Origin of the sequence: Pseudomonas sp. VE 267-6A (assembly GCF_024126555.1) — a bacterium.
Lineage (GTDB): Bacteria > Pseudomonadota > Gammaproteobacteria > Pseudomonadales > Pseudomonadaceae > Aquipseudomonas > Aquipseudomonas palmensis.
Genome location: NZ_JAMYBY010000002.1, coordinates 38,151 through 59,437, shown reverse-complemented (window position 1 = coordinate 59,437; position 21,287 = coordinate 38,151). Strand labels below are relative to the sequence as shown.

The 21,287-nt window shown below is 63.5% G+C and carries 17 protein-coding genes; 7 read left to right on the top strand and 10 right to left on the bottom strand.

Annotation, left to right across the window (positions count from 1 at the left end):
* Positions 1-44: 44 nt before the first annotated feature.
* The 9 genes from NJH59_RS02090 to ppsA all read right to left on the bottom strand — a co-directional run bounded on the left by NJH59_RS02090 (position 45) and on the right by ppsA (position 9,310).
* Positions 45-1,070, bottom strand: coding sequence for a quinone-dependent dihydroorotate dehydrogenase (locus tag NJH59_RS02090; protein ID WP_253086285.1), 1,026 nt, complete (start codon positions 1,068-1,070; stop codon positions 45-47).
* A gap of 154 nt (positions 1,071-1,224) precedes the next feature.
* Positions 1,225-2,268, bottom strand: coding sequence for an OmpA family protein (locus NJH59_RS02085; RefSeq protein ID WP_043864608.1), 1,044 nt, complete (start codon positions 2,266-2,268; stop codon positions 1,225-1,227).
* Positions 2,269-2,377: 109 nt separating this feature from the next.
* A complete protein-coding gene (gene sigX / locus NJH59_RS02080; protein WP_026001337.1) occupies positions 2,378-2,968 on the bottom strand; it encodes an RNA polymerase sigma factor SigX in 591 nt (196 codons plus the stop codon).
* Between the two features lie 88 nt (positions 2,969-3,056).
* Positions 3,057-3,881 (bottom strand): mechanosensitive ion channel domain-containing protein, encoded by an 825-nt coding sequence (locus NJH59_RS02075; RefSeq protein WP_043864609.1) that lies wholly within the window; start codon positions 3,879-3,881, stop codon positions 3,057-3,059.
* A 2-nt stretch (positions 3,882-3,883) separates the two neighbouring features.
* Positions 3,884-4,138 (bottom strand): CrfX protein, encoded by a 255-nt coding sequence (locus NJH59_RS02070; RefSeq protein WP_173925061.1) that lies wholly within the window; start codon positions 4,136-4,138, stop codon positions 3,884-3,886.
* Between the two features lie 92 nt (positions 4,139-4,230).
* Positions 4,231-5,226: a zinc transporter ZntB gene (locus NJH59_RS02065; protein ID WP_043864611.1), complete on the bottom strand. Its 996-nt coding sequence runs from the start codon at positions 5,224-5,226 to the stop codon at positions 4,231-4,233.
* Positions 5,227-5,253: 27 nt separating this feature from the next.
* Positions 5,254-5,742 (bottom strand): ribonuclease E activity regulator RraA, encoded by a 489-nt coding sequence (gene rraA / locus NJH59_RS02060; RefSeq protein WP_043864612.1) that lies wholly within the window; start codon positions 5,740-5,742, stop codon positions 5,254-5,256.
* Between the two features lie 91 nt (positions 5,743-5,833).
* Entirely contained in the window at positions 5,834-6,826 is a 993-nt protein-coding gene (locus NJH59_RS02055; protein WP_043864613.1) for an alpha/beta fold hydrolase, read from the bottom strand.
* A 108-nt stretch (positions 6,827-6,934) separates the two neighbouring features.
* Positions 6,935-9,310 (bottom strand): phosphoenolpyruvate synthase, encoded by a 2,376-nt coding sequence (gene ppsA, locus NJH59_RS02050; RefSeq protein ID WP_043864614.1) that lies wholly within the window; start codon positions 9,308-9,310, stop codon positions 6,935-6,937.
* 177 nt (positions 9,311-9,487) lie between these two features.
* Between ppsA and NJH59_RS02045 the strand changes: the two genes are divergently transcribed.
* Positions 9,488-10,306: a pyruvate, water dikinase regulatory protein gene (locus NJH59_RS02045; RefSeq protein WP_253086284.1), complete on the top strand. Its 819-nt coding sequence runs from the start codon at positions 9,488-9,490 to the stop codon at positions 10,304-10,306.
* Positions 10,307-10,396: 90 nt separating this feature from the next.
* On the opposite strand, the gene NJH59_RS02040 is transcribed toward NJH59_RS02045, so the two are convergent.
* Positions 10,397-15,262: an NAD-glutamate dehydrogenase gene (locus tag NJH59_RS02040; protein WP_054916210.1), complete on the bottom strand. Its 4,866-nt coding sequence runs from the start codon at positions 15,260-15,262 to the stop codon at positions 10,397-10,399.
* A 248-nt stretch (positions 15,263-15,510) separates the two neighbouring features.
* On the opposite strand from NJH59_RS02040, the gene NJH59_RS02035 reads away from it, so the two are divergent.
* The 6 genes from NJH59_RS02035 (at position 15,511) to NJH59_RS02010 (ending at position 21,287) form a co-directional block, all read left to right on the top strand.
* Entirely contained in the window at positions 15,511-15,864 is a 354-nt protein-coding gene (locus NJH59_RS02035) for a hypothetical protein (RefSeq protein ID WP_043864617.1), read from the top strand.
* Between the two features lie 18 nt (positions 15,865-15,882).
* The gene (locus NJH59_RS02030) at positions 15,883-16,650 is read left to right on the top strand and encodes an amidohydrolase (RefSeq protein WP_253086283.1); all 768 of its coding nucleotides are present in this window, start codon (positions 15,883-15,885) and stop codon (positions 16,648-16,650) included.
* 56 nt (positions 16,651-16,706) lie between these two features.
* Positions 16,707-17,417, top strand: coding sequence for a FadR/GntR family transcriptional regulator (locus NJH59_RS02025; protein ID WP_253086282.1), 711 nt, complete (start codon positions 16,707-16,709; stop codon positions 17,415-17,417).
* Between the two features lie 97 nt (positions 17,418-17,514).
* The gene (lhgO, locus tag NJH59_RS02020; RefSeq protein WP_253086281.1) at positions 17,515-18,708 is read left to right on the top strand and encodes an L-2-hydroxyglutarate oxidase; all 1,194 of its coding nucleotides are present in this window, start codon (positions 17,515-17,517) and stop codon (positions 18,706-18,708) included.
* Between the two features lie 69 nt (positions 18,709-18,777).
* Positions 18,778-20,106 (top strand): MFS transporter, encoded by a 1,329-nt coding sequence (locus tag NJH59_RS02015; RefSeq protein ID WP_043864621.1) that lies wholly within the window; start codon positions 18,778-18,780, stop codon positions 20,104-20,106.
* A gap of 221 nt (positions 20,107-20,327) precedes the next feature.
* The gene (locus NJH59_RS02010) at positions 20,328-21,287 is read left to right on the top strand and encodes a MoxR family ATPase (RefSeq protein WP_043864622.1); all 960 of its coding nucleotides are present in this window, start codon (positions 20,328-20,330) and stop codon (positions 21,285-21,287) included.

Here is a 21,287-nt window from a genome sequence, read left to right as displayed (position 1 = left end):
TGCGGCCCAGGGGCCCCTTTTGAGGGGCCCTTTTTTATGCCCGCTCAGCGTGGCCCCATGGCGGCGATGGCGTCCACCGACTCGCGAATCAGCGCAGGCCCCTTGTAGATGAACCCGGAGTAGATCTGCACAAGGCTTGCACCGGCAGCGATCTTCTCGGCGGCGTGCTTGCCTTCGGTGATACCGCCTGCTGCGATGATCGGCAGCTTGCCACCCAGTTCGGCGGCCAGCATGCGCACCGTGTGGGTACTCTTGTCGCGTACCGGGGCGCCCGACAGCCCACCGGCCTCGTCAGCATGTGCCAGGCCTTCCACGCCTTCGCGGCTGAGGGTGGTGTTGGTCGCGATCACTGCGTCCATGCCAGTGGCCAGCAAAGCCGACGCCACCTGTGCGGTTTCCTCATCGCTCATGTCCGGGGCAATCTTGATGGCCAGTGGTACGCGCTTGGCATGGGTCAGGGCCAACGCCTCACGGCGCTCGGCCAGGGCCTGGAGCAGTTGCTTGAGCGAATCGCCAAACTGCAGGCTGCGCAGGCCCGGGGTGTTGGGCGAACTGACGTTGACGGTGACGTAGCTGGCGTGACCGTAGACCTTCTCCAGGCAGATCAGGTAATCGTCCACTGCCCGCTCCACCGGGGTATCGAAGTTCTTGCCGATATTGATGCCCAGCACGCCATGGTAATTGGCCACACGCACACGCTCGAGCAGATGGTCGACGCCCAGGTTGTTGAAGCCCATGCGGTTGATGATCGCCTCGGCTTCAGGCAGGCGGAACAGCCGCGGCTTGGGATTGCCTGGCTGCGGGCGCGGGGTGACGGTGCCGATCTCGACGAAACCGAAGCCCAGTTGAGCGAAGCCGTCGATGGCGGCACCGTTCTTGTCCAGCCCCGCTGCCAGCCCGACCGGGTTGGCGAACTGCAAGCCCATGACGGTTACCGGCAACTGCGCCGGCGCCTTGGTCAACAGCCCGTTGAGGCCCAGGCGCCCACCTGCACCGATCAGGTCCAGCGACAGGTCGTGGGAGGTTTCCGGGGACAGTTTGAACAGCAGCTGGCGGGCCAGGGTATACATGGGCAGGCTTAGCTCGAGGTGTGGGAAGGCAGCGATTATAGCGGTGCAGCCGCCACGAAGACAGGCCCGCGTACGCCTTGCACCCACCGCCCGATCAAATCGCAGGCAAAGAAAAGCCCGGCCGGAGCCGGGCTTTTCTCAAGCGTCAGACCAATTACTTGGCTTGGGCTTCTACTTGAGCTTCAACGCGACGGTTGACAGCGCGACCAGCTTCGGTGGCGTTGTCAGCTACCGGACGGGTCTCACCGTAGCCAACCGATTCAACGCGGTTCGACTCAACACCGTACTGGTTGGTCAGAACCTGCTTCACGGCGTTTGCACGACGCTCGGACAGCTTCTGGTTGTAAGCGTCAGGACCGACGGAGTCAGTGTGACCTTCAACAGTGGTGGTGGTGGATGGGTACTGCTTCATGAAGTCAGCCAGGTTCTTGATGTCGCCGTAGCTGTTTGGCTTGACGACCGACTTGTCGAAGTCGAACTTGACGTCCAGCTCTACACGAACGACTTCAGCAACAGCCGGGCAGCCATCAGCGTCAACGGTGACGTTGGCTGGGGTGTCAGGGCACTTGTCGACGTTGTCGCACACGCCATCGTTGTCGCTGTCGGAGCAGACTTCAGCTACTGGAGCTGGCGCAGGAGTCGGTGCAACCTTGCCACCGCTACCACCGAAGTTCAGACCCAGACCCAGGGATGGGCCCCACTCGGTGTTGCCGTTGTCGATGTTGTACATCGCTTCAACGCCAGCACGGGCGAACAGGTTGTCGGTGATGTACCACTTGGCGCCAGCGCCCAGGTTGGCGAAGGTGGAGTGATCGCGACCGTTACGGGTAGCTTGGCCCAGGCTCTCGTGAGCGAAACCAGCCGATACGTAAGGACGGATTGCGTCACCAACGGTACCCAGGTGGTAGGTGGCGTCCAGCTTGGCCTTGGAACCTTTGATGTCCTTGTTGAACACGTCGCCACGAGCGTTGTGAGTCTCGTTGTAGCCCAGGTCCAAGGACACGTCGTCGGTCAGGAAGTAACCGAGGCGAACACCAGGATTGGTGCCGTCGTTCTTGAAGTTACGCTCGCTGTCGTAGTACTGCTTGGTGACGTTGCCTTCAATTTCGACTGCGCCTTGGCCTTGTGCCAGAGCGCCGAAGGAAGTTGCGGCAACAAAAGAACCAATGGCCAAGCCCAAGGTGTTTTTCAATTTCATCCGTTAAATCCCCATCTGGTGATTGTTAAGTAGTCCCACCAAACCCGGGGGACAACTCGTCGACAAGTTTAGCAGACCTTGTCGATACGTTAGAGATATTTGCGACTCACTAAGTTTCGGTGAGGCCCGCAAATTTCTCGCGTAGCTTGTCGAGCGCACGCTTGTAGCGCATTTTCGTGGCGCTCAGGCCCATGTGCATGATGTCGGCGATCTCCTGGAACTCCAGCTCTGCGACAAATCGTAGCACCAGGATTTCGCGGTCGATCGGGTTCACATGAACCAGCCATTTATCCAGCCCGCCTTTCTCTTCCGGTTTGGGGGCCTTCTCTTCAGAGGCCTCCTCGAGTGGATCGAGACTTAGCGCATCCATCAAACGACGTTTGCGCCGCTCCTTGCGGTACTGGGTGATGCATTCGTTGTAGGTGATGCTGTAGAGCCAGGTCTTGAATTTCGACTTGCCTTCGAAATTCTTCAGGCCGTACAGCACCTTCAACATCACCTCCTGACAGACATCGTCAGCATCCCGATCGTTCCCCAGATAACGTGCACACACGTTAAAAAGGGTCCGCTGGTAGCGCCGCATGAGCTCTTCATAGGCGCGAGTAACATGAAAAAGCTCCTCATGCGAACGCGCCACCAACTCCTCATCAGTGAGCTCGCGGGGGTCGTAACGCATGGGCAGCGAGTGAACTTTATTCAAAACAAATCTGGCCGACAGTCAGGTCATTGTCGCCGCTCGCCCTGCCTGGGCGATTTTGCGGCGGCATACATTAGCAGGATTTGCCCGGTTAGCGGCTACTGACCCGCTGCTCCAGGAGGATCCGGTTCGACAGCGATACCAGTTCACCCTCGTCGGTGAGCACGGTCGTCTTGACCGTGCCGATCTCTTCGATCTGCCCCTCGACCTCGCCAATCTGGACCTGCTGGCCGACCTGATAGAGCTCACGTACGTAAATTCCAGCCAGGATCTGCCCGGCGATTTCACGGCTGCCCAGGCCCATGGCCAGCGCAACTGCCAGACCAACGGTAATCAACCCGATGACAATCACGTGGTTGAGCAGGTCGGTCTTGACCTCCAACTGGCTGATGGCCACCGAAATGCTGATGATGATGACCAGGCCCTGGGCGATACGCCCGACCCCTGCGGCGTATTCCAGGCCGATGCCCTCGGCGGCACCGCGCACCAGGCCGTTGACGATCTGGGCCAGCAGCACACCGGCCAGCAGCACCAGCGCACCGCCAAACACCTTGGGCAGGTACAGCGCCAGCATGTCCAGGGTCGCCGAAACACGTTCAAGCCCCAGGGATTCGGCGGCCGAAACCAGGAAGATCAGCAGCACGAACCAGTAGACGATCTTGCCGATCAGCGTCGAGATCGGCACCTGGATGCCCACCCGGCTGAGCATCTTGGTCAGGCCGGTGCCGCCCATCAGGCGATCCAGGCCAAGCTTGGCCAGCAGCTTGGACAACAGGGTATCGAGCAGCTTGGCAACCACAAAGCCCAGCAGCACCACCACCAGCGCCCCAAACAGGTTGGGGATGAAGTTGGCGACTTTGGTCCACAAGGCGGTCATCGCCGCCACCAGGCTCTGGGTCCAGAGATCAAGTTCCATAATCAATCAGCCTTATCAGCTTTACGGGCAGAAGCGTTACGACGCACCGGCGCGACATGCGCCGAGCCATTGTTCACGGCGATCATCAGCGCCTGGCTCCAACGGCCGAGCAGGCTGAACAGATCGCCCGCGCCTACCTGACGGTTGGCGGTCTTGAGGACCCGGCCCAGGCAGGCGTCGTCGTCGCGGTCTTTGCCGGACGGCGAGGCCTTGAGCAGGTCCCGCAGGGATTCTTCAAACGGATCGTGCATGGGCACCTCGCGCAATGTCTGTCAAAGACGAGACGCTCATAGGGCGGGTCACATGAACAATCTGCGCAAATGTTGTAGGAAATTTCAAGAAAGTGCCCCTATACCCAGCGAAGACGGCGAAACAGCCACCATTGGCCCAGGGCCAGCACGAGCACCAGCAAGCTGGCATAAAGGAAGCCATAGGGGTTTTCCGAACCCGGAATGCCCCCCACGTTGATGCCCAGCAAGCCGGTCAGAAAGCTCATGGGCAGGAAGATACAGGTGATGATTCCGAAGCGGTACATGGTCTTGTTCATGCGTTCGCTCAGGCGCCGGTCCTCGCTTTCAAGCACCAGCGCCACGCGCTCGCGGGTCAGTTCCAGCTCTTCGAGGTAGCGGATCAGGCTGTTGTTGAGCTCGTTCCAGTAGTCGGCATCGTCCGGCGCGAACCATGGCCATTTGTTGCGCGCCAGCTGCGCATAGATTTCCCGCTGCGGCGCCAGGAACCGACGCAGGCCGGCGGCGCGCCGCCGCATCTGCTGCAGGCTGCCGTGCTCAGGCGTATACCGTTCGTCGGATTCGAGTTTTTCTTCCTCTTCATCCACCACTTCGGACAGGTCCGACACCAGCGCCTGGACCTTTTCGGTCAGCAACTGGGCCAGGCTCAGCAACAGCTCGGAGGCCGTGGTCGGGCCACGCCCCTCGTCCAGTTGCTGAAGCAGCTCGTCGGTGGCGCGCAGCGGCCGCAGGCGCAGCGAAATCACCCGCTGCGCCTGGGCGAAGATGCGCACCGACACCATGTCTTCGGGTTCGGCGCCCGGGTTGAGGTTGACCCCGCGCAGAAACAGCAACATCTGCGCATCCGGTAAAGGCACCAGGCGCGGCCGGGTGTTTTCCTCCAGCAGCAGGTCACAGGCGAAGGGGCTCAGGCCGCTGTCATGGCGCAGCCAGGTCTGGGTTTGCGGGTGGCTGCGATCCCAGTGCAGCCACAGGCTCTGCTCCGGCTGCAACTGCAGATCGTCCAGTTCGGTTCGAGCGATCGAACGCGCACCGCCCTTGCCATCGAGTACCAGGGCATGCACCAGCCCCCACTGCGCGTTTTCTTCCTCGAACATCCCTACCCCACGCACCGTCAGCGAAAATTACTCGGGCATCTTCAACGGGCTGGGCGACACGATGACACCGTTGTTGTCAGCGTACACGTACTCCCCCGGCCGGAAGGTCACACCAGCGAACGTGACCACCACATTCAGGTCACCAATGCCGCGCTTGTCGGTCTTCATCGGGTGGCTGGCCAGCGCCTGCACACCCAGATTGGTTTGCGCCAGCGCATCCACGTCACGCACGCAACCGTAGATCACCAGCCCTTCCCAGCCATTCTTGGCGGCCTTCTCGGCAATCATGTCACCCAGCAGCGCCCGGCGCAGCGAACCGCCGCCGTCGACCACCAGCACCTTGCCCTTGCCATCCAGGTCGGCTTGCGCCTTTACCAGCGAGTTGTCCTCGAAGCACTTGACGGTGACGATCTGACCGCCGAACGAATCGCGGCCGCCGAAGTTGCTGAACATCGGCTCCAGCACCTGCACCAGGTCCGGGTAGGCGTCACACAAGTCGGGGGTAAGGTAATGCATGGGAAACTCCTGTCGATGGCCAATTGAATGGAAAGCGGATTTCACACGTTCACTGAAAAGACGAAGCCGGCGCACCGGCGTTTAACCAAGGCTACACGCCGACGGGCTGCGGGTCACCTGTCTCGGCCGGGGCCAGCATGGCCTGCGGGTCGCTCAGCCAGCGTTCCACCAGCGGCCACACCTGGGCCTGGGCCGGTTTGCTGACCAGCATATCGACATGACCGAAATTGTCGAAGCCTTCCTCGCGCCCCAGCCGCACGAAACGCTTGTGCTCGCTGCCTATTTGCTCGAACAACTTGCGACAGGCCCACACCGGGTCCTGGTGATCTCCGGCCCCAGCCACCGCCAGCACTGGCACGCGCACCTCGGCAAGCCCGGCCCACCAGTCGCTCTGCTTGTCGCCAAAGCGTCCGAACAGGCCGAACCAGCGCATGCTTTCCAGCGCCAGGCCGATGGGCTCATCTTCGGGCCCGCGCTTGAGCCGCGAACCTGACAGGTGTGCAAAGCGCTTGAGCAGCAGGCGCCCGCCCCACTCCACCGGTGGGATTTTCAATGGCCAGTAGGTACGGCTGACCTGAGTGCCGAAAAAGGCCGCACTGGCGACCTGCTCCTGGGCCAGGTAAGCCCCGCCCAATGCTGCCGCCAGCGTGGTACCGCCCAGCGAGTGGCCAAGCCAGTGCGGGGTGCGCCCGCTCACCTCGCACACGAACGCGGCAATTGCCGGCAGATCGTAACGGGCATAGTCCGCCACACGGTTGTGGCGGTAGTCGCGGTTGCGGGGTGACAGCCCATGGCCGCGCATTTCCGGTATCCACACGTCGAAACCGGCGCGTGCCAGGGTCGCGCCCAGGCCGATACCGCGCGGCGAGAACCAGAAGCGCCGGTTGGAAAAGCTGCCATGCAACAGGATGACCGGGGCACCGCGCACCTCGCTCTGGTCGGCCATGCCAAGGCGTGTCAGCGCCAGCTCGACCGTACGGTCGGGGCTGTTGCCGGCCTTGAGCCGATACACATCTTCGCTGAGGTCGCCGCGCCGCTCGGCACTGAGCAGGGCAACGGGAAAAAGAGTACTGCTGCTTTGCATAGGTTACTTGCACAAAAAAGGGCGAGCCCATCACTGGATCACGCCCTGAAAATCCGTTGAAGCGGCCGCCCGACGCCTCCTGGCTGGCGGCCGCTCCTCTTCAGCGCATCAGGCCTGGGCCTGGCCCTCGGCCAGGAAGAACCAGGTTTCGAGCACCGAGTCAGGGTTCAGCGAGACGCTTTCGATGCCCTGCTCCATCAGCCACTTGGCCAGGTCAGGGTGGTCGGAAGGGCCCTGGCCGCAGATACCGATGTACTTGCCGGCCTTGTTGCAGGCCTGGATGGCGTTGGCCAGCAGCTTCTTGACCGCAGGGTTACGCTCGTCGAACAGGTGCGCAATGATGCCGGAGTCGCGGTCCAGGCCCAGGGTCAGTTGGGTCAGGTCGTTGGACCCGATGGAGAACCCGTCGAAGTACTCGAGGAACTCATCGGCCAGGATCGCGTTGGAGGGCAGCTCGCACATCATGATCACACGCAGGCCGTTGACGCCACGGCCCAGGCCGTTCTCGGCCAGCAGGTCGACCACCTGGCTGGCTTCGCCCAGGGTCCGTACGAACGGCACCATGATCTCGACGTTGGTCAGGCCCATTTCGTCGCGCACGCGCTTGAGTGCACGGCACTCGAGCTCGAAGCAGTCACGGAACGATTCGCTGATGTAGCGCGAGGCGCCACGGAAGCCCAGCATCGGGTTTTCTTCTTCCGGCTCGTACAGCTTGCCGCCGATCAGGTTGGCGTACTCGTTGGACTTGAAGTCCGACAGGCGCACGATGACCTTCTTCGGCCAGAACGCTGCGGCCAGGGTGCTGATGCCCTCGACCAGCTTCTCGACGTAGAAACCGACCGGATCGCCGTAGCCGGCAATGCGCTTGTCGACGCTTTCCTTGAGCTCGGCCGGCAGGCCGGCATAGTTGAGCAGTGCCTTGGGGTGCACGCCGATCATGCGGTTGATGATGAACTCCAGGCGCGCCAGGCCGACACCGGCGTTGGGCAACTGGGCAAAATCGAACGCGCGATCCGGGTTGCCGACGTTCATCATGATCTTGAACGGCAGGTCGGGCATGGCATCCACCGAGTTCTGGCGAATGTCGAAGCCCAGCTCGCCTTCGAAGATGAAGCCGGTATCGCCTTCGGCGCACGACACGGTCACGCCCTGGCCATCCTTGAGCAGCTGGGTGGCGTTGCCGCACCCGACCACCGCCGGAATGCCCAGTTCACGGGCAATGATCGCGGCGTGGCAGGTACGCCCGCCACGGTTGGTGACAATGGCGCTGGCGCGCTTCATCACCGGTTCCCAGTCCGGGTCGGTCATGTCGGACACCAGCACGTCGCCGGGCTGGACCTTGTCCATCTCCGAAACGTCCTTGATGATCCGCACCTTGCCGGCGCCGATGCGCTGGCCGATGGCACGGCCTTCCACCAGCACGGTGCCGGTTTCCTTGAGCAGGTAGCGCTCCATGACGTTGGCCTGGGCGCGGCTCTTCACGGTTTCAGGGCGCGCCTGCACGATGTACAGCTTGCCGTCGTCACCGTCCTTGGCCCACTCGATGTCCATCGGGCACTTGTAGTGCTGCTCGATGATCATGGCCTGCTTGGCCAGCTCGCTGACCTCTTCGTCGCTCAGGCAGAAACGGGTGCGGTCGGCCTTGTCGACATCGACGGTCTTGACCGAACGACCGGCCTTGGCCTCGTCGCCGTAGATCATCTTGATGGCCTTGCTGCCCAGGTTGCGGCGCAGGATGGCCGGGCGCCCGGCTTGCAGGGTGCCCTTGTGCACGTAGAATTCGTCGGGGTTGACTGCGCCCTGCACGACGGTTTCGCCCAGGCCGTAGGCGCCGGTGATGAACACCACGTCACGGAAACCCGACTCGGTGTCCAGGGTGAACATCACGCCGGCGGTGCCGGTTTCTGAACGCACCATGCGCTGCACGCCGGCCGACAGGGCCACCAGCTTGTGGTCGAAGCCCTGGTGCACGCGGTAGGAAATGGCGCGGTCGTTGAACAGCGAGGCGAACACTTCCTTGGCCGCGCGGATCACGTTGTCCACGCCGCGGATGTTCAGGAAGGTTTCCTGCTGCCCGGCAAACGAGGCGTCCGGCAGGTCTTCGGCAGTGGCCGAGGAACGCACGGCAACAGCCATGTTCGGGTTGCCCTGGGACATTTCGGCGAAGGCGGTACGGATTTCGGTGTTCAGCCGCTCGGGGAATTCGGCTTCCATGATCCACTGGCGGATCTGTGCGCCGGTGCGGGCCAGGGCATTGACGTCATCCACATCCAGCGCGTCGAGGGCGGCATGGATCTGGGCGTTCAGGCCGCTCTGCTCGAGAAAGTCACGATACGCCTGAGCCGTAGTGGCAAAGCCGCCGGGGACCGATACACCGGCGCCCGCGAGATTACTGATCATCTCTCCGAGGGATGCGTTCTTGCCCCCCACATGCTCTACATCATGGACGCCGAGCTTATCGAGGGAAACTACGTACTCTACCAAGGTGATCTCTCCACTAACTGTGTTGGAAAAGCTCATGACGCCGGTCAGTTCGCTGTGACCGTACCGGGCGTTTGTGGCCTGGACCTGGAAAATAAGTGAGAATGCCGACCAGGGATGTTCGGCAAACCGAACGTATCATATCCAAGAATCGTCACCAGCTTAAGGCCCAAGGCGCAAATGAAACGATCTGCTTTCTTTATTTCCGACGGCACCGGCATCACTGCCGAAACGCTGGGACAAAGCTTGTTGGCACAATTCGAGAGCATCGGGTTCAACAAGTTCACGCGACCGTACATCGACACCGTGGACAAAGCGCGCACCATGGTACAGCAAATCAATACCGCCGCAGAACGCGACGGCGTGCGCCCGATCATCTTCGATACCATCGTCAACCAGGATATCCGCGAGATCCTGGCCACCTCCAACGGCTTCATGATCGACATCTTCTCGACCTTCCTGGCGCCGCTGGAACAGGAGCTGACCGCCCATTCGTCGTATTCGGTGGGCAAATCGCACTCGATCGGCGGCAACTCCAACTACATGGAGCGCATCGAGGCGGTGAACTTCGCCCTGGACAACGACGACGGTGCGCGCACCCACTACTACGACAAGGCCGACCTGATCCTGGTGGGCGTATCGCGCTGCGGCAAGACCCCCACCTGCCTGTACATGGCCATGCAGTTCGGCATTCGCGCAGCCAACTACCCGCTGACCGAAGACGACATGGAGCGCCTGCATCTGCCACCGGCCTTGAAGAACCACCAGCACAAGCTGTTCGGCCTGACCATCGACCCCGACCGCCTCACTGCCATTCGCCACGAGCGCAAGCCCAACAGCCGCTACGCCAGCTTTGCCCAGTGCGAGTTCGAGGTGCGCGAAGTGGAGAACCTGTTCCGGCGCGAGAACATTCCCAACATCAACTCCACGCATTTTTCGGTGGAAGAGATATCCGCCAAGATCCTGGTGGAGAAAGGCGTGGAGCGGCGCTTCAAGTAAGCCGCCCGGCCGGCCTTGCCGGCGCAACGGCCCACCCCGCCAAAAGAAAGCCCCGGCACAGGCCGGGGCTTCTTTTTACCTGCTACACACTCACGACGGCACCGCCGCCGACTGCCCGCTCAGCGCCAGGTCAACCAGCTCGCGGTTGGCCACCGCATACATGGCGTAATCGGTGCCGGTGGCCGCACGCAGCTCATCGAGCATCGCGCGCCAGCGCTCCACCATCACCGCATGCTGCGCCAGCCACAAGGCTACCCGCGCATCCATGTCGGCAGGCGCATCGACCATCTGCAACACGGAGATGGTGATGGCGCGCTGCTGCAGGTCGATGTCATCGCGAAACGCTTCACGTGCCAGTGCCTGCCAGTTGTTCTCCACCGGCAGGTTGCTGATTTCCTGCAGGTACCAGGTCAGGTCCAGCGCGCTGCCCACGGCGAAGAACGCCTTGGCCACCTCGGCCGGGTCCTGGCCGGTCACATCGGAAGCCTCGATGATCGGCAACAGGGTGTACAGGTGCGTAGTGCCAGCCACCATGCGCGCCAGCAGCTCCGGCACGCCGGCTTCGACGAAGCCCTGGTAGCGGGTCATCCAGCGCTCGCGGGTCGGCCCCTCCAGCAGTTCGTCCAGCTTGAGCCCCAGCGCCGCGATCTTGGGCCCGAAGTGGGCCACGTCACGCCCGGCATCCTGCTCGTTGCGACGGCTGCGCAGGAACCAGCGCGTGGCCCGGCGGCCCAGGCGCATCAGCTCGTCCATCAGCGTCAGCTGCACTTCGGCGGGCACCAGGTAGTCCAGCGCCTCGATCTGGCGGAACCAGTGCGGCAGGTGGAAGATGTCGCGCACGATCACGTAGGCACCGGCCACGTTCGCCGGGCTCATGCCCGTGGACTCCTTGAGCCGCTGCACGAAGGTGATGCCCATGTTGTTGACCAGGTCGTTGGCGATCTGGGTGCTGACGATCTCGCGCTTGAGGCGATGGCGACGCATGGCCTCGGCGAACTTGTTCACCAGCGACGGCGGGAAGGCCGTCTCCATGTCGCGGGTCAGGTAGTCGTCATCCGGCACCAGCGACTGCAGCAGGGCTTCCTTGAGGTCGATCTTGCTGTACGAGATCAGCACCGACAGCTCGGCCCGGGTCAGGCCCTGGTTGGCCGCAATGCGCTCGGCCAGTTGCTCTTCGGTAGGCAGGAACTCGATGGCCCGGTCCAGCTTGCCGCGACTTTCCAGGTCGGCCATCAGGCGCTTGTACTCGGAAATCCGCTCACGCGCCCGGCGCGCCGCCAGCGACAGTGCCTGGGTCTGCTTGTAGTTGTTGCCCAGCACCAGCGCAGACACTTCGTCGGTCATGCTGCCCAGCAACTGGTTGCGCTGCTTCTCGGTCATGTCACCGGCCTGCACCACCTCGTTGAGCAGGATCTTGATGTTGACCTCGTGGTCGGAGCAGTCCACGCCACCGGCGTTGTCGATGAAGTCGGTGTTGGTCGCGCCGCCGTTGAGGCCGAACTCGACCCGACCCAGCTGGGTCATGCCCAGGTTGCCGCCCTCGCCCACCACCTTGCAGCGCAGCTCGTTGCCGTCCACGCGCAACGCGTCGTTGGCCTTGTCGCCCACATCGGCGTGGCTCTCTTCGCTGGACTTGACGTAGGTGCCGATGCCGCCGTTCCACAGCAGGTCGACCGGCGCCTTGAGCAGCGCATTGAGCAGCTCGGTCGGGGTCAGCTTGTCGGCCTCGATGGCAAAGCGTTCCTTCATCTGCGGGCTGATGGCGATGCTCTTGGCACTGCGCGAGAAGATCCCGCCACCTTCGGACATGATGCTGGTGTCGTAGTCGCTCCAGGCCGACCGCGGCAGGTCGAACAGGCGCTTGCGCTCGGCAAAGCTGCTGGCAGGCTCCGGGTTCGGGTCGATGAAGATATGCAGGTGGTTGAAGGCAGCCACCAGTTGCAGCTTGTCGGACATCAGCAGGCCGTTGCCGAACACGTCGCCGGCCATGTCGCCCACACCGACCACGGTGATCGGGTCCTGCTGCACGTTGATGCCACGCTCGCGGAAATGACGCTGCACGCCAACCCACGCACCACGGGCGGTAATCCCCATCTTCTTGTGGTCGTAGCCGGCCGAACCGCCCGAGGCAAAGGCGTCGCCCAGCCAGAAGCCGTAGTCGATGGCGATGCCGTTGGCGATGTCCGAGAAGGTCGCGGTGCCCTTGTCGGCCGCCACCACCAGGTACGGGTCGTCATCGTCGTGACGCACCACGTTGACCGGCGGCACCAGCACGCCGTCCTTGAGGTTGTCGGTAATGTCCAGCAGGCCGGAAATGAAGATGCGGTAGCAGGCGATGCCTTCGGCCTGGATATCGTCGCGGCTGCCGCCCAGCGGCAGGCGGCGCGGCAGGAAGCCACCCTTGGCGCCCACCGGCACGATCACCGAGTTCTTCACCTGCTGCGCCTTCACCAGGCCCAGCACTTCGGTACGGAAGTCCTCTTCGCGGTCCGACCAGCGCAGCCCGCCGCGTGCCACGTTGCCAAAGCGCAGGTGCACGCCCTCGACCCGCGGCGAATACACGAAGATCTCGAACTTGGGCACCGGCTTGGGCAGCTCGGGAATCAGCCTTGGGTTGAACTTGAAGCTGAAGTACGACTTGGCCTGGCCATTGGCGTCGGTCTGGTAGAAGTTGGTGCGCAGGGTGGCCTTGATCAGGTCCAGGTAGCGACGCAGGATGCGGTCTTCGTTGAGCACCTGCACGTCGTCCAGCGCGCTCAGGATCGCCTGTTCCAGGCGTTGCTGCTTGTCGTCCAGGTCATCCCCGGCCAGCTTGCGCGCCAGGTAGAAGCGGGTCTTGAACAGCCGGGTCAGCTCGCGGGCGATGTCGGTATGGTTGTTCAGGGTGCTGGCGATGTAGCCCAGGTCGAAGCCCAGGCGAATCTGCTTGAGGTAGCGGGCATAGGCGCGCAGCAGCGCCACGTCGCGCCACGGAAGGCCGGCGGTCAGCACCAGACGGTTGAACGCATCGTTTTCGGCGTCGCCGTTGACGATGTGCACGAAGGCGTCCTGCAGGGTGTCGTTGAGCTGCTGGATATCCAGGTTCAGGCCTTCGCTGTAGGTGAAGGCAAAGTCATGAATCCAGAACTCGCGGCCATTGCTGTGGCGAAGGCGGTACGGGAACTCGCCCAGTACGCGCAGGCCCAGGTTTTCCAGGATCGGCAGCACGTCCGACAGCGCCAGCGGGGTGTCGGCGTGGTACAGCTTGCAGTGCAGCTGCTGTTTGCCGGCCTGGGTCAGCGGCTGGTAGAAACTCATCACCAACGGCTTGCTGTCGGACAGGGTCAGCAGGTGCTGCATGTCCACCACCGCCGAATGCGCGGCAAAGCGCTCGCGGTAGCCGGCCGGGAAGCCTTTGGGGAAGTCGGCCAGCACATTGGTGCCCTGGGCCTCGCCGAAGCTCTCGACGGTCAGGCTGGCATAGTCGTCCTGCCACGAACGGCAGGCCTGCACCACTTCGTTTTCCAGCTGCTGGGGGTCGATGTCGATGCGGTTTTTCGGGTCGACTCGCAGAATCAGTTGCACGCGGGCCAGCACCGACTCGGAGAAGAAGGTCCAGAACTCGCAGTCGCTGGCCTTCAGGCGCTCCATCAGCACCTGCTGGATCTTCTGGCGCACCTCGGTGGAATAGATGTCGCGCGGCACATAGGCCAGGCAGTAGCAGAAGCGCCCGTAGGGGTCCTTGCGCAGGAACACGCGAATCTTGTTGCGCTCCTGGATCTGCACGATCGACATCACGGTGCTGAACAGCTCATCCACCGGGGTCTGGAACAGGTCGTCGCGCGGCAGCACCTCGAGTACCTGGGCCAGCTCCTTGCCCAGGTGGGCCTTGGCGTCGAAGCCCGAACGGCGCTCCACTTCGGCGACCTTGCCGCGAATGTACGGGATCACCCGCACACTTTCGCCATACACCGACGAGGTGTACAGGCCCATGAAGCGGCATTCCTTGATCACCTTGCCGTCGGCGTCCAGCTGGCGGATCGACACGTAGTCCGGGTAGGCCGGGCGGTGCACGCGGCTGGGGTGCGCGGCCTTGGCGAACGACAGCAGCAGCGGCTCGTTGAGGTAATTGACGGCGTAGTCTTCGATGCGCAGGTCGTCGGCGCTGAGGCCGCTGCGCAGGCGGCGGGTCAGGCCGAGGAAGGACTGCTCGTCATACTCCAGCTGGCCGCCCTGGGCGTCGGCCTTGACCACGAACTCTTCGTAGCCCAGGAAGGTGAAATGGTTGCTCACCAGCCATTGCAGGAAGCTCTTGACCTCGTCCTTCTCGGCAGCGGCCGGGGCGTAGGCCGTGTGGTCGATCAGCTCGAGCAGCTCGCGCACCTTGGCCTTCATCGGCTCGAAATCGGCCACCACCACGCGCACTTCGGCCAGCACCTGCTCCAACTCGCGGGCCAGCAGGTTGAGCTCGGCGGCATTGGCGCAGCGGTCGATCTCCAGGTACATCAGCGATTCCTGCAGGATGCCCTCACCCTGGGTGCCCTTGGGCAGAATCTCCAGCAGCTCGCCCTTGGCCCCGCGACGCACGCTGAGCACGGTGGTCTGCAGGGTATGGATGCTGTAGCCGCGGCGGTTGAGCTCGGTACGCACCGAGTCGACCAGAAACGGCAGGTCATGGTGCAGCACTTCCACGGCCGTGTGGGTGGACTGCCAGCCGTGGCGTTCGTAATCGGGGTTGTAGACCCGAACCTGGGGTTCGGTGTGGTCGAAGCGTTCGATGATGCGCCAGGCCGAGAGGGTGCAGCCGGCCAGGTCGGAGAGGCGACGCTGGGTCAATTCGTCAAGAGAGATGATGCCAAAGAACTGCTCGGCAAACAGCGCCACTTGTGGCAGTGCCTGTTCCCCGATGTGCTGCGCCAGGGCCGCCTGCAGTTGATGCTGGAAGTCGGCTTTGCTGGCTGCGGTGAAAAACGCCATCTGTGGTACTCCGCTTGGGCTTGTTATTGAGTGAAGCGTCGCGCACATGCCGTCATGCTCGGATCAACCATAGCCAACCACACGCTGGGTGTCGTCGGGTTGTCCATCGACAGGGCAGCTTAACGACTGGCCGGTCACCCCTGCTTGCGATGCTGCGACATATTCGGTCAATCAGCGGCAGGCGGCGATTTATCCATTGACCGAAGACTGGCACACTCGCGTTTCACTTCTTGACCACCGAGCCGTCCATGCAACTGACCACCCCCCTGCTCTTCGCCACCCCCTGCGATGATGAAGAAGACAACATGGCCACCCTGTGCTGCCACAGCGACAAGGGCCAGATGTTCCTCATGACCCGCTACCCGGACGAAGACACGGTGGACATCACCCTGGATGACGAACCGAGCACACTGGACGGCATCAAGGTCACCCTCAGTGCCAGGCGCCTGCTGATCGAAGTGGCACCGGGAGACGCCGACGTGTTCAACGGCGCCGATCATCTGGAAATCACCCTCAGCAGCGACGGCACCGACCTCGCCGAAGTCGAGCAGACCCTGCAGAACATCCTCAAGGGCACCGGCACCTACGTCAGCGAGCTGTAACCCCGTCAAGGAGCCCCCATGCCCCAGCCGATCTTCGACGCCCACTGCCACATCATCGACCCGCGCTTCGCGCTGGTGCCCAACAACGGCTACCTGCCCGAGGCCTTCACCACCGAAGACTACCTGGCGGCCGTCACGCCGCTGGGCATCTGCGGCGGCGCGGTGGTGTCGGGCTCGTTCCAGGCCTTCGACCAGGGCTACCTGCTGGCCGCCTTGAAACAGCTGGGCCCAGGCTACGTGGGGGTGACCCAGGTGCCGGCCGGCATCAGCGATGCCGAGCTGCTCGCGCTGGATGCCGCCGGCGTGCGTGCGCTGCGCTTCAACCTCAAGCGCGGCGGCTCGGCGCAGGCCGATCAGCTCGAAGCCATGGCCCTGCGCGTGTTCGAGCTGGCCGGCTGGCACGTCGAGCTGTACGTCGATTCGCGCGAGCTGGGCGAGCTGACCCCGCTGCTGCGCCGCTTGCCGGCAGTGAGCATCGACCACCTGGGCCTTCGCCGCGAAGGCCTGCCGGCGCTGCTGCAACTGGCCGAGGCAGGTGTGCGCATCAAGGCCTGCGGCTTTGGCCGGGTCGATTTCGACGTGGCCAAAGCCCTGCGCGACATCGATGCCGCCAACCCCCACGCCCTGATGTTCGGTAGCGACCTGCCCTCCACCCGCGCACCGCGCCCGTTCGACCCGGCCGATATCCAGCTGATCCGCCACACGCTGGGCAGCGCCAGTGTCGAGCGCGTGCTGTGGGGTAACGCACGGGCGTTCTATCGCCTGCAACCCCAGGCACATTCTTGACAACATGCAACTGCACGGGCATTGTCTGACAACCTGACCTACTGGTTTTATCCTTCATGCTCGAGCTTCAACGCCCCGACACCCTGGTGGAACGCGTCGTCAGCGCCATCCGCAACGAGATCGACTCGGGGCGCCTGGCTGCCGAAGCACGCCTGCCCACCGAGCAGCAACTGGCCGAACAGCTGAATGTCAGCCGCTCGGTGGTGCGCGAGGCGATCTCCCAGCTCAAGGCCGATGGCGTACTGATCGCCCGGCGCGGGCTGGGCTCGTACATTTCGCAGAACCCGACCGGCACGGTGTTCCGCTTCCCCAGCAACAACGGGCGCAGTGCCGACCTGGTGCAGATGTTCGAAGTGCGCCTGTGGATCGAAACCCAGGCCGCTTCGATTGCCGCCCAGCGCCGCGACCAGGCAGACCTGGCGCGCATGGCCAAGGCCCTGCAGGAAATGATCGACAAGCGCAGCCAGTTTGACGTGGCCGCGGCTGCCGACGTGGAGTTTCACCGCGCAATTGCCGAAGCCAGCAAGAACGACTATTTTGTCGCCTTCCATGACTTTCTGCGCGGCCAGCTGGCTGCCGCGCGCAAGACCGCGTGGGAGAACTCGGCGGCGCATTCGGTGGGCGGCTCGGCCGACGCCAATCGCGAACACCAGGCGCTGTACCAGGCGATTGCCGACGGTGACCGCCACCGCGCCGCGGCCTGCGCCGAAGCGCACCTGCGGGCCTCGGCCAAGCGCCTGAAGCTGGACCTGCCAGCCATGGAATGAACATCACGTGACGGGCGCTGCGGGTCAGCGCCTTTTTCTTCGCACTACTTAGTCTGACAACCTGATAACCAGATAAGAATACCAAGGTGACCCCTGCATGATTTACGACTACTGCATCATCGGCGGCGGCATCGTCGGCCTCGCCACCGCCATGGCGCTGCTCAAGCGCCAGCCTGGCGCCTCGCTGGTCATCCTGGAGAAGGAAACCACACTGGCCCGGCACCAGACCGGCCATAACAGCGGGGTCATCCACGCCGGCATCTACTACGCACCCGGCAGCCTCAAGGCCGACCTGTGCAAGCGCGGCGCCCAGGCCACCAAGGACTTCTGCGACACCCACGCCATCAAGTACGAGGTGTGCGGCAAGCTGCTGGTGGCGTCCAACCCGCTCGAGGTGCAACGCATGCAGGCGCTGTACGAGCGCTCGCAACAGAACGGGCTGAAGGTCGAGCGCCTGGATGCCGCCGAACTGCGCCGTCGTGAGCCGAACATCGTCGGCCTGGGCGGGCTGTTCCTCGATGCCACCGGCATCGTCGACTACAAGCAGGTGTGCCAGGCCATGGCCAAGGTCATCCAGGCCGCCGGCGGCGAGATCTGCCTGGACACCCGCGTGGCGGCGATCGCCGAAAGCGGCGACAGCGTCACCATCAGCAGCGAAGACCGCGTATGGCGCGCCAGGCAACTGGTCGCCTGCGCCGGCCTGCAGTCGGACCGCCTGGCGGCGCTGGCCGGGGTCAGGATCGACCACCAGATCATCCCGTTTCGCGGCGAATACTTCCGCCTGCCAGCCACCAAGAACCAGATCGTCAATCACCTGATCTACCCGATCCCCGACCCGGAGCTGCCGTTTCTGGGCGTGCACCTCACCCGCATGATCGACGGCAGCGTCACTGTCGGGCCGAATGCGGTGCTGGGCCTGGGCCGCGAGAACTACGGCAAGTTCTCGATCAACTGGCGCGACGTGGCGCAGTACGCCAGCTTCCCCGGCTTCTGGAAAACCCTGTGGAACAACCTCGGTTCGGGCACCACCGAGATGAAGAACTCCCTGTTCAAGCGCGGCTACCTGGAACAGTGCCGCAAATACTGCCCTTCGCTCGAGGTCGACGACCTGCTGCCCTACGAGGCGGGCATCCGCGCCCAGGCAGTGGTGCGTGACGGCACCCTGGTGCACGACTTCCTGTTCGCCGAGACCCCGCGCATGGTCCACGTGTGCAACGCACCGTCGCCGGCAGCCACCTCGGCCATCCCGATCGGCGAAATGATCGCCGACCGCCTGCTCACACCACGCTGATCCGCATTGCTGCACGGGCGCCCGCCGCCCGCTTGAAAATAACTACAAAGACCAACAAGGAATCTCTCGATGTCGGTACATGAAGCGGTCACCACCGCAACCGAAACCCCGGAACAGAACAGGAAGCGCCTGCGCAAGGTCGCGGCGGCCACCATCTTCGGCTCGATGCTGGAGTGGTACGACTTCTACCTGTACGCCACCATGGCGGCCATCGTGTTCTCGAAGATCTTCTTCGACGCCAGCAACCCTCAGGTTGCCTCGCTGCTGGCCTTCTCCACCTTTGCCATCGGCTTTATCGCCCGCCCGTTCGGCGGCGTGCTGTTCGGCTACCTGGGCGACCGTTTCGGGCGCAAGCAGGTACTGGTGGTGACCTTCTGCATGATGGGCCTGTGCACCACCCTGATCGGCCTGATCCCCAGCTACGCCAGCATTGGCATCTGGGCGCCGATCATCCTGGTGCTGGTGCGCATCATCCAGGGCCTGGGCGCGGGCGCCGAGCTGTCCGCCGCGGCCGTGACCAGCTACGAACATGCCAGCGAAGGCAAGCGCGGCAGTCAGGGTGCCTGGCCTGCGCTGGGGCTCAACCTGGGCCTGCTGCTGTCGTCGCTGACCGTGTACCTGCTGACCATGAACGGCAACGACTTCCTGCTCTCGGGCGGCTGGCGCATCCCGTTCATCTGCAGCATCGTGCTGGTGGGCGTGGGCTTCTGGGTACGCCGCAGCATTCCGGAAACCCCGCAGTTCGCCGAACTCGAGCAGGCGCCGAAAAAAGCCAAGGTGTCGCCGCTCAAGGCGCTGTTCAAGAACGACCTCAAGGGCCTGGCCGTGGTGTTCTTCGTGGCCATCGGCTACAACGCCCTGAGCTATATCTTCAAGACCTTCTCGCTGGCCTACCTGACCCAGTTCAAGGGTGTGGAGGCCCACGTGACCTCGCTGTCGGTGACCATTGCCAGCCTGGTGGCGATCGTGGCGGTGCCATGCTTCGGCTGGTTGTGCGACAAATGGAGCAGCAAGGCCGTGCTGATCATGGGCGGTCTGTTCTCGGTACTGTTCGCGTACCCGTTCATGGCCCTGCTCAACACCGCCGAGCCGCTGATGATCTACATCGCCATCGCCATTGGTACCGGCCTGCTGGCGCCGATGATGTTCGCCCCGCAGGGTTCGTTCCTCAGCCGCCAGTTCCCCACGGCCACGCGCTCATCGGGCTTTGGCACCGGGCGCGAGATCGGCACCGCGGTGGCCGGTGGCCTGGCGCCACTGGGCGGCCTGGCACTGGTGGCCAGCTCGCCGACCCATTCGACCGACGGCGTGGTGGCGATCCTGGCGATTGCCGCAGTGTTCGTGGTGGTGTTCGCCCTGTGTGACCAGGGGCGCAAGCACTCCAGCTTCAAGAACTGACTCGCCTGGCTAATCATCGCGGGTCAAGCCCGCTCCCACAAGAACAGCGCCGACCTTGTGGGAGCGGGCTTGACCCGCAATGGCGGCACCGATGATTTGTGATCTGCGCTCAAATTTACCCACCCACCATTAGTCGCCACACCCCCGGATGGATTAAAGTATCAGCCCCTGCCCGGGCGTTGTTGCCCTCCCCCCCGGGCGCACGCCCAGGAACCGTCCCGATGGAACATCGTGAAGCGCTCATCGCGCTGCGCACCTTTCTCTCCACCCAGATTCTTGGCCAGGAAAAACTGGTCGAGCGCCTGCTCATCGTGCTGCTCGCCGATGGTCATATGCTGGTGGAAGGTGCGCCGGGCCTGGCCAAGACCAAGGCCATCAAGGAACTCGCCGAAGGCGTCGAGGCGCAGTTCCACCGCATCCAGTTCACCCCCGACCTGCTGCCCGCCGACATCACCGGCACCGAAATCTATCGCCCTGAAACCGGCAGCTTCGTGTTCCAGCAGGGTCCGATCTTCCACAACCTGGTGCTGGCCGACGAAATCAACCGCGCCCCGGCCAAGGTCCAGTCGGCCCTGCTCGAGGCCATGGCCGAGCGCCAGGTCAGCGTGGGGCGCAGCACCTACGAGCTGTCGCCCCTGTTCCTGGTGATGGCCACGCAGAACCCCATCGAGCAGGAAGGCACCTACCCGCTGCCCGAAGCCCAGCTCGACCGTTTCCTGATGCACGTGAAAATCGGCTTTCCCGATGCCGCCGTGGAGCGGCGCATCCTGCAGCAGGCGCGCGGCGAGGCGCTCAACGGCGAAACCAAGCCCGAACGCCGGGTCAGCCAGCAGGCGATCTTCGCCGCACGCAAGGAGATCCTCGGCCTGTACATGGCCGACGCAGTGGAGGAGTACCTGGTGCAACTGGTGATGGCCACCCGCACCGGTGCCAAGTACGACGCCGAACTCGGCGACTGGATCGCCTACGGCGCCAGCCCGCGCGGCTCCATTGCCCTGGACCGCTGCGCACGCGCCCACGCCTGGCTGGCCGGACGCGACTTCGTGAGCCCCGAAGACATCCAGGCGGTGCTGTTCGACGTGCTGCGCCACCGCATCATTCTTTCGTTCGAGGCCGAAGCGGCCGGTATCGACCAGGACCGGGTGATCCAGCGCATCCTCGACGTCGTCGCCGTGGCCTGA